Origin of the sequence: Holdemania sp. 1001302B_160321_E10, from assembly GCF_015552275.1 — a bacterium.
Taxonomy (GTDB): Bacteria; Bacillota_I; Bacilli_A; order Erysipelotrichales; family Erysipelotrichaceae; genus Holdemania.
Genome location: NZ_JADNEM010000054.1, coordinates 1 through 8681, shown reverse-complemented (window position 1 = coordinate 8681; position 8681 = coordinate 1). Strand labels below are relative to the sequence as shown.

Genomic DNA, 8681 nt, shown 5'->3' with positions numbered 1-8681 from the left:
TCATTTTGCAGGGTATTGCCTTGCACACATATCGCACTAATACCCGCAAAGCTAAACTGTAGATAAGACATCCACACGCATTTGTAATCAAGATCCTGGGCGACAACGTCAAGCAAACTTTGATAATCGTAACCTAAACGCTGGATCTCCTTGGCTACCGCCAGAAAATTGGCCCCGCCGCCGACACTGGGCTCATTGGCTGTGATCTTTTCGCCGCTATATCCAGTAAGTACCGCCTTGGCCATCAGCACACACACATGAAATGGTGTGAAAAATTGACCTGTCCTCGAATTCCCGGCATTTAACATCATGTAGATGCTGCCGAGATAATCATTGATATCATTCTCAAACAGCTCTACAAGCCTTGCGGTCCATCGGCACATTTCTTTTAACTGCTCATCGTTGTATTTTTTTGCAAGTGTCAGATACTGCTCTTCCAGTCGTTGATCGAAAAATAACTGGTTTGATATAGAGATCCCGGACATCTGCACCCAATCCTGGAAGATATCTTGAGCATGATAGCTGCCCGCCATCCTGTTGATGCCGTTGATGATTGCCTCCATAAGCTACTCAGCCAGCTGCTCCATGAGCTGGACTATCTTTTCTGTATCCTCGGCCTCCGACCACAGCGAACGCTGCTGTACTACAGTGGTCAACCCGTTGCCGTAGTAGTCAGCCATGATCTCAAACATGCGTCTGAGGCCCTCCGTGGCCGTGCTGTACTGGCAGTACCGATCACCGCACCGGATGCCGGCCGGATTGTGCTTGGCCAGCCAAGCCGATGAGCTACCCCAGCCAGTCTCCAGTACAAACACCGCCGCGGCGTAGACTGGGCTGATATTGTACTCCTCGGCCAGCTCCAGCAGTGCTACCGGCACCACGCCGGCGGCCTTGCCGATCGGCTGCCAGTCGTGCCAGCTGACGTCCATGTCGGCTGTGTAAGCCGGCGGTGTATCGGGCTGGTAGAGATCGATCACGGTCACCGTCTGCGGTACTGGTGTCTCGGCCTCGGCTGCCGGCAGGTTAAGCGTCACGCCGGCAGTCAGCACAGCCGTGATGACTACCAGGGCAGGGCGTCTAAGCCGACGCATTACCGATCCTCCTGGCCGATCAGGTTGCGCAGCTTGTCCATGATTTCCATCTCTGTGTAAATATCCATCAGCTCGACCATCTGGTTGTAAAGCGCAATCATGCACCACACCCTATCCTGCCACAGCTGCTGTGGTATCATTGATGCAGCCACTACCGCATAGGCGCGGGCTGCTTCGTTTGTTATTAGCATTATTAATCTCCTTTTACTATGCTGTTGCCATCATCCACCTCGTTGCAGCGAGATGGCTGTGGACAATGGCCTTAATCATTGATAAAATAGAGATGATCTCAAGGGTATTAAGATCATCTTGGATCCCCGGTTGCAGCCGAGGATTCTTTTTTTGTGCCTAAGTACTCCTGCAGTTGACCCGGACTGATATGGTAGATCCAGCTTTTCTCTGTTTTCACCGCAAACCCAAACGGGCAACGTTTTTGTTGTAAAGCCAATCGTAATGCCTGCGGATTGATTCCGAGCTTAGCGGCTGCCAGGTATACCGGCACCCGCCTCTCAGGCAGTTCTTCATCAACGCCTGGCATACGATCCGTTTTCTGTGGGAAGAACCAGTCGCGGTCTTTGCCCAGTGCGTCTGCGATCAGCTCCTGACGATCCTCTCGTGGCAGCGATACACCTGACAGGTACTGGCTCAAACAAGCCTTAGAAATACCTGTACGGCGACTCAGTTCCGCAGCTTTTAGATCTGCCTCAATTAAGGCTCGTTCGAGCCTCTTTGCGTATGACATTTCATTTCACCTCCCTTCTTCCCTCGGTCATCTTCCGGTTGCTGGCCTGGGCGATCTTTCTGTCTGTGGTTTGAGATCAGGCAAACTGCCTGTCAGCATGAACGCCATTCCTTTGCCCATACCAAGCAGTTCCGCCCGCAGGACATCATCGGTCAGATGCTTGTCAACGTCCTTGAAGACTGGCAGCAAGGACTTCTCCTTATTTGTCAATGACATTTTTTCACACTCCTCTCTAATGGTCTCATCAGTGCCGGCCTAACCGGCAGACCATCGGGCAGATCGCCCTAGGTTTCGACCTTTAATTTGTCAATAAATTCTTACATTCTTGTTGGTAATCTTTTTCTTTGTATAATGGAGGAAGGAGGCGTAATAAATTATGTTTAATTCGACGGAAGGAATTTATATCATTACATATAAATTCCTATGTATAGTGAAAAGCAACAGTTTCAACGATGCGATGGACTCTGTTTTAAATCCACTCTCCAGAAATGACTGTGACGATGTTTTGGATGTTTGTGTTAACAATAATTTGATAACTGGTATTGATTTACACAAAAACGATTATGGTAACTATTTAACTAACATCAGACACGCCGCTAGAATAACTCCACAAGGTATTCGCTTTATTGAACTCTACAATAAATACTCCAGTGAAGGAATTGATCCTTTAGTTCTCCTTCATGATTCAAGTAGTCTAATCATGTTTTTCAAAGACAAATACGATAAAGTACAAAGACGTAAATTCTGGATTGCAGGCTTCACTTTTTTATCCGGAGTTATTGCTACCAAATTAGTAGATTTATATCTCAAAGACTGCATAGAATGGCTTCTAAAACTATGGAAATGATGTGATATACAAAACTGCCCAATAGAAACCAAAACAATAATTCCTTTTTCTTCATCTTACACCTCCTTCACTTTGCGGTACTGTTTATTGACACAGTAATCATATATCCTGCAACAGTAATTGTCAAATGTTTTTTTACTGTTGCAGTAATTTTTTAGATATGCTATTATGAGATCGTTCAAAGGAGGTGAAACCGTGGCAAAAACTTTAAAATCCCCCGAAGTAAATGAGCGAATCAGATATTTGCGCGAAGAAATCCTTAAAGAAAAGCAAGGAGTTTACGCTGCTGATTTAGGTATTACGCAAGGCGCATATTCGGAAGTTGAAAATATGAGATCAAATCCGTCAGCTCGCCTTATTCGTGACATTTGCCTGCGAGATAACGTAAATAAGGAATGGCTGCTGGAAGGCAAAGAGCCTATCTTCTTGCCCGTTTCCCGCACACAAGAAATCGCAGGGTTTATGGGGGAGGTGATCAATGCAGAGAACACTGGAAGTTTCAAGCAGCAGCTGATCCACGTTTTAGCGCAGCTGAATGAAGAACAGTGGCAAGTTCTTGCAGATATGTATCAGCTATTGCTTAAAGAGCAGAACGAAAAAAAAGACTAGATTCTCATCTAGCCCTGGTCGCTTTTTGAACGAATTCATAAACAGCTTTCATTAGTTCAAAGCACTTAATCGTTCTTAGCATTTCGATTGTTTTGTTTCTATAATCATTGATATCCATCAGCTATCCCTCCTCGTATCCTCGTTGATATGCGGAAGGCTCCGGAGCCTCTGTATGATTCATATCTTACCAGTTACTGGAATTTTATTCAAGCAACTCAACTAGATAGATTAAACTCCTATTTATATCTATCTGGCTTACTATCAGCAAAATCTCAAAATCTAAAAAATTTTATCTATTAAAATCACCCCTGTTTTGATTTATCCGCGGTTGTCATCTGCCTAAATTATATCGCATGAATTAAATCGGCTAAAAAATTGTTACAAAGACTGTTTTTAGACGGTTAATCGTAGGGTTTGATCAAATAGTAGCTTTTACAGGAAAAATTTGTAAATTCAACATTAGGAAACTTTCGCCATTAGGCGTTAAGGAGGAAGAAAATTATGAAAAAGTTTATCGCACTTAGCGCAGCTTTACTACTTTTCGTTGGTTGCGGACCAAACTCAAAAGCACCACAACAGATCAATAACCCTGAACCTACTCAGGCAACAGAAGATTCAGTTTTGGGACTTGGAGATTCATATATTTGTTCAGAATTTGAAGCCACTCTTGGCGTTGCTATAGAATGGTATGACACTGATGAAAGAACTTACTTCAAAGTTCCTATTCATATCAAAAATATTGGAGCGGATCAAAATTATTACAATTCCTTGTACAACACTTGGTATGATCCTACAGGTAATCAAATTCAGATGTACTCAACACTTATGGATGATGATCTTCAAGGGATGGGCGGCATGCTAAAAGATGCTGAAGCTGATTATTACTTATACGTCCCATATTCAGAAGATGGCACGTACACACTAATAACAAACGATTTTACAAATAAATATAAATTCGAGATTGAAGTAAAAAAATAACTAGCTATTTCGCAAAAAAGCCCACCGGTTGCAGCCGGCAGGCGAGAAGAATCAGACTGCAATCCGATCCTTCAGCATAGTAAAATGACTTGGTCGGTCATCTCTTTTACTATGCCTCTATTTTACGATAAAAGGAGGCTTTTTGCAATGAAACGAAGACCAAACGGAACGGGATCTGTGATCAAGCTCTCTGGGGCACGTCGGAAACCCTATGAAGTCCGCGGGCCGGTGAAAGGCTATACTGATAAGGGTTACCCGATATTTGATCGGATTGGGTATGCCGAGACTTATGATCAAGGTTTGGAAATGCTGATCGAGTACAACAAGAGTCCTTATGATCCGTTGGAGCGCAGAATAACGCTTGAAGAACTTTTTAACCGCTGGAAAGCAGATGCAGCTCCAAAACTTGGGGAGAAAAATCAGCGTGCACTGTCCAGTGCTTATAAACATATAAACTCACTGAGCCAAAAACAATATATTGAAATCACATCCAATCAGATGCAGTTGACAATTGATCGTTGCGGTAAAGGATACAGCACACAGGGCATTATAAAGGCGCTGTGGGGACATTTAGATAAGTACGCTTATAGCTTAGACGTTATCATAAAAAAACGTTCTGAGGAGCTTACATCAGCCCCTATAGCCCCGCAAGAAAAAACACCTTATACTGATAAAGAAATTGAATGGCTGTGGAATCATATAAACGACATGCCTATCATCACGGATGTACTAATCTTGTTGTATACCGGATTCCGAATCCGAGAATATTTGAGCATTGATGCCTCGGTGGTAGATCTCGAAGATATGATTATCACTGGCGGCATTAAAACCGCTGCTGGTAAAAATCGAATTGTGCCTATCCACCCCAGGATACAACCGCTGGTTAAGACAAGACTAGAAGCAAACAAGCAGTATATCTCGGTTAATCAGTTGGGCTTGCAGATGAGCTATCTGACATTTAGCAAACGTTTCAAAGAACTGTGTGTTCTGACTGGTATTCCCCACACGATTCACGAAACGCGGCACACGTTTAGAACACGGTTGGACAATGCCGGCGCTAACGAAAAATGCATGGATCTGCTGATGGGGCACACTTCCAACAGCACTGGAAAACGAGTCTACACACATAAGACAATTACAGAATTAAGAGACACTGTATTACTATTAAAGTAGCATAAACTAGTGACAAACTAGTGACAAATAGATTAAAAAGCCTTTATTTAAAAGGCTTTTTTGATAAGATAAACATATTGTGCCATACTTCGACCTCCTGTTTCGTCCTGGAATTGTCCCAATTTTATTCCAAATCGTTTCATACTCCTGAAACGGCTTCTTTATTTATACAATGAGTTATCAGGAAATGCAATCGGATCAGGGCAAAGCTTCAACAAAGATATTCAAGCGTTCCGTTCACCCTGTCTGTTGGTTCCATTTTCTTTTCCCGTATTTTTATCTCATTTCCTCGCGGCATTGTTTCATTTGATTAGAAAACGTCCGTTCTCCGGATCGAAAACGAACGTTTTTGAACTTTGTTCTGCTGACTTAATTTTTCACTGCCGGATTGAAATCCAGAACGACCGTTTCTCTGACCTGTTCCCACACTTCGCGCAGCCGCTGCGCCTGCCCGGTCAGATGCCACCACCCGGTCAGCGCTTCAAACCCGGTTGAAATCCGGTAGATCTGCACGTCGGTGTTTTTCGGAACACTGCCGCTTTTAAAGTTGCGCCCGCGCCGGAAGATTTCTTCTTCCTCCTCGTTCAGCGCTCCTGCGGCATGCAGCTGTTCATAAAAGCGGGCCTGCGCCTTGGCGCTGACAAATTTCACGCTCAGCCGCTGCAGATCCTTCGCCCGGCCATAGCCCAGCTCGACCAGATACTCCCGCACCAACAGCGACCAGACCGCGTCGCCGATATACGCCAGCGTACTTCCGGACAGCTCGTTAGGCTGCATTACATCAAACCTCTTTCAATCAGGATCGCCCGTTTCTGATCTGCCTGGGCAAAATCTTTGGCCGCCTTGGCCGCGTTCCAATCCGCGAAGACCTGCTTATCCTCATCGCTCAGCACGACTTTCGGCAGCCGGATGCCCAGCACTTCCAGCATTTTTTCCAGGGCGCCGACTTCTGCGCCGACCTGGTCCCATTGGATTTCCCGCTGACGCAGCGCCTGATTCAGCTTCTTTACCGTTTCATAAATTTCAGCGTAGCCATTCGGAGTGTTGAGATCGTCGTTCATCGCGTCGATAAACCGGTTTACCGCTTCCCCGTCGCAGCCGGTTACCATAACACCGGCCAGCTGACTCTTGATATACGCCTGTTTCATCGGCGTTCTGACCTTGTCCAGTTCCTTACGGGCGGTTTCGATCGTTTCATCCGAGAAGTTCAGTTCTCCGCGGTAATGCACGCTCAGCATCAGCCAGCGGACTAAATCCGCGCCCAGCTTTTCAATGACGTCCTTGGCCCAGGAGACGTTGCCCAGCGACTTCGACATTTTTTCGCCGTTGATATTGATCATCGCGTTGTGCAGCCAGTAATGCGCGATGGAATTGTGGAACAGCGCCTGCGACTGGGCGACTTCGTTTTCATGATGCGGGAAGCGCAAATCCATTCCGCCGCCGTGAATGTCGATCTGATCGCCAAATTCCTTGTGGATCATAACGACGCATTCCGTATGCCAGCCCGGCCGGCCTTCGCCCCACGGCGACTGCCACTTGATACCCATATCGGTTTCTTTCCACAAAGCGAAGTCCAGCGGATTTTCCTTTTTTGTGTTTTCCTCAATCCGCGCCCCGACCTGCAGGTCTTCCAGATTTTGCTTGGAAAAGCTTCCGTAGGAAGGCACGCTGCCGACGCGGAAATACACATCCCCGCCGACTTGATAGGCATGACCGGTTTTGACCAGTTCGTCGATGAAATGAATAATTTCATCCATGGTTTCCGTCACCCGTGGGGTCGCGAACAACGGTTCCGTGTTCAGGCTTTCCCGGACTTTCTGATAGGCTTCGATATAGCGGGCGGACACAACGCCTTCCGCTACGTTTTCCTCATGCGCTTTTTTAATAATCTTATCGTCAACGTCCGTGTAATTGGACACATACTTAACTGTGTATCCCTGTGCTTCAAATAAACGGCGCAGCGTATCGAAGACGATGATCGGGCGGGCGTTGCCGATATGCGCGTGGTTATACACCGTCGGCCCGCAGACATACATGCTGACCTCATTCGGTTTGATTGGCTTGAATTCTTCAATTTTCCCCGACAGGGTGTTGTAAAGACGAATACTCATCACTTTTTCCTCCTTGGTTTTACTTTCATTTCACTGCCTTTGTTCTGCGGTTTCCACATTGTTGGCAAACAGGTTCTCCACACTGCCAACAAGATGATTTCTCCACAAAAAAAGCATCTCTGATTTAAAAGACGCTTGAAGCGCGGTTCCACTTTTATTGAACAGAAATGATCTGTCCCGCTCGTTCTTCCGTTAACGCCGGCTGCGTCCGCCCTACTGGATTTCAGGCTGGCCCTCCAAGAGGCATTCATCCGCCTGCTCCCTGGTCTTTTCACCGGCCAGACCTTCTCTTGACGGAGCGTTTGCGGATTACTCGTTCTTGTCTTCGGTTTTTTTGTTCTTTTTTATTCTACCACTTTTTACTCAGAATTTCTTTCTTTTTCATCTCATATTCCGCGGAAGATAAGATACCGTCGTCATATAACGATTTCAGTTTTTTTAATTGTTCCGCCGGATCCGCGGCCAAGTTCAATCGGGAATCGTCCGTCGTCTCCGTCACAATCTCATGTTCCGCAATACCGCCGCGCTTCAGTGCGATCAGTCCGTAAAGAATACTGGCGATCCCTCCAATCAAACCGAATGCGGTGAAGAACAGAGCCGGATTCATGGAAGGTCCGCCGAATCCCATCCCCATTCCGCCGTCCAGATGAAGCAGGGATGGGACAAAAAGTCCAAACAAGATCAACGCGATACCGGAGATAATATTGCTTACCGCGCTGGAACGAGTTGTGCGAATCTCTGTTTTTCTTCTCATTGCCGCCACCTCCCGACCCTTCAGGTCTGCGTTTTTACTCTTGCTTCCAGTATATCACAATCCCGCTGAATCAGCCATGTTCGACGTCGGATCCCTCGCATCAATCCTGCAGACTGACTGAAGATCATTTTTTCTTTTGAGTTTTACGAAAACTTAAAAGTAATTTTACTTTTTCCATTTTCTCAGAAGGCTTTTTTGAATTTTATGCAATATTAAAGATGTAGGGTCTTTGATAAGGCGGCTGCCCGTCCTGGATGGATCTTTCTTTTGATTCATTTGTTTTTCGAGCTTGTTTTTTGCAGCTCTGGAAAGGAGGGGCTTTCTATGAAATTTTTCATGGAACTTTTGTCTTCTTTAACGATAAGGGACATTCTGG

11 protein-coding genes, 1 pseudogene and 1 other annotated feature are annotated in these 8681 nt (G+C 45.8%); of the genes and pseudogenes, 4 read left to right on the top strand and 8 right to left on the bottom strand.

All coding sequences use genetic code 11. From position 1 onward, the window contains the following. The 5 genes and pseudogenes from I2D94_RS17605 to I2D94_RS17585 all read right to left on the bottom strand — a co-directional run. Positions 1-563, bottom strand: a pseudogene (locus I2D94_RS17605) (hypothetical protein); the annotation flags it as partial. 3 nt (positions 564-566) lie between these two features. Further along, the gene (locus I2D94_RS17600) at positions 567-1091 is read right to left on the bottom strand and encodes a glucosaminidase domain-containing protein (RefSeq protein ID WP_195397839.1); all 525 of its coding nucleotides are present in this window, start codon (positions 1089-1091) and stop codon (positions 567-569) included. After that, the gene (locus I2D94_RS17595; RefSeq protein WP_195397838.1) at positions 1091-1282 is read right to left on the bottom strand and encodes a hypothetical protein; all 192 of its coding nucleotides are present in this window, start codon (positions 1280-1282) and stop codon (positions 1091-1093) included. Before I2D94_RS17595 ends, I2D94_RS17600 begins: the two co-directional genes overlap by 1 nt. A 113-nt stretch (positions 1283-1395) precedes the next feature. Further along, on the bottom strand, positions 1396-1833 hold the full coding sequence (locus I2D94_RS17590) for a helix-turn-helix transcriptional regulator (protein WP_195397837.1): 438 nt from the start codon (positions 1831-1833) through the stop codon (positions 1396-1398). A 27-nt stretch (positions 1834-1860) separates the two neighbouring features. Further along, complete coding sequence (locus I2D94_RS17585; RefSeq protein ID WP_195397836.1) at positions 1861-2049, bottom strand: hypothetical protein; 189 nt, start codon at positions 2047-2049, stop codon at positions 1861-1863. Positions 2050-2209: 160 nt separating this feature from the next. Here I2D94_RS17585 and I2D94_RS17580 point away from each other — a divergent pair, with 160 nt between their 5' ends. From I2D94_RS17580 to I2D94_RS17565, 4 genes are all read left to right on the top strand, one after another. Further along, on the top strand, positions 2210-2680 hold the full coding sequence (locus tag I2D94_RS17580; RefSeq protein WP_195397835.1) for a hypothetical protein: 471 nt from the start codon (positions 2210-2212) through the stop codon (positions 2678-2680). Positions 2681-2875: 195 nt separating this feature from the next. Next, positions 2876-3289: a helix-turn-helix domain-containing protein gene (locus tag I2D94_RS17575; RefSeq protein ID WP_195397834.1), complete on the top strand. Its 414-nt coding sequence runs from the start codon at positions 2876-2878 to the stop codon at positions 3287-3289. A gap of 501 nt (positions 3290-3790) precedes the next feature. Continuing rightward, a complete protein-coding gene (locus I2D94_RS17570; RefSeq protein ID WP_195397833.1) occupies positions 3791-4267 on the top strand; it encodes a hypothetical protein in 477 nt (158 codons plus the stop codon). Positions 4268-4414: 147 nt separating this feature from the next. After that, positions 4415-5440, top strand: a complete 1026-nt coding sequence (locus I2D94_RS17565; RefSeq protein ID WP_195397832.1) for a tyrosine-type recombinase/integrase — start codon at positions 4415-4417, stop codon at positions 5438-5440. Positions 5441-5809: 369 nt separating this feature from the next. Here I2D94_RS17565 and I2D94_RS17560 read toward each other — a convergent pair whose 3' ends face one another. The 3 genes from I2D94_RS17560 to I2D94_RS17550 form a co-directional block, all read right to left on the bottom strand. Continuing rightward, on the bottom strand, positions 5810-6217 hold the full coding sequence (locus I2D94_RS17560) for a Mini-ribonuclease 3 (protein WP_195397831.1): 408 nt from the start codon (positions 6215-6217) through the stop codon (positions 5810-5812). Then, positions 6217-7545, bottom strand: a complete 1329-nt coding sequence (gene cysS, locus I2D94_RS17555) for a cysteine--tRNA ligase (protein ID WP_195397842.1) — start codon at positions 7543-7545, stop codon at positions 6217-6219. Before cysS ends, I2D94_RS17560 begins: the two co-directional genes overlap by 1 nt. Before the next feature lie 130 nt (positions 7546-7675). Then, positions 7676-7886: a binding site (T-box leader), on the bottom strand. A gap of 14 nt (positions 7887-7900) precedes the next feature. Then, positions 7901-8305, bottom strand: a complete 405-nt coding sequence (locus tag I2D94_RS17550) for an SHOCT domain-containing protein (RefSeq protein WP_229056948.1) — start codon at positions 8303-8305, stop codon at positions 7901-7903. Positions 8306-8681: the final 376 nt, after the last annotated feature.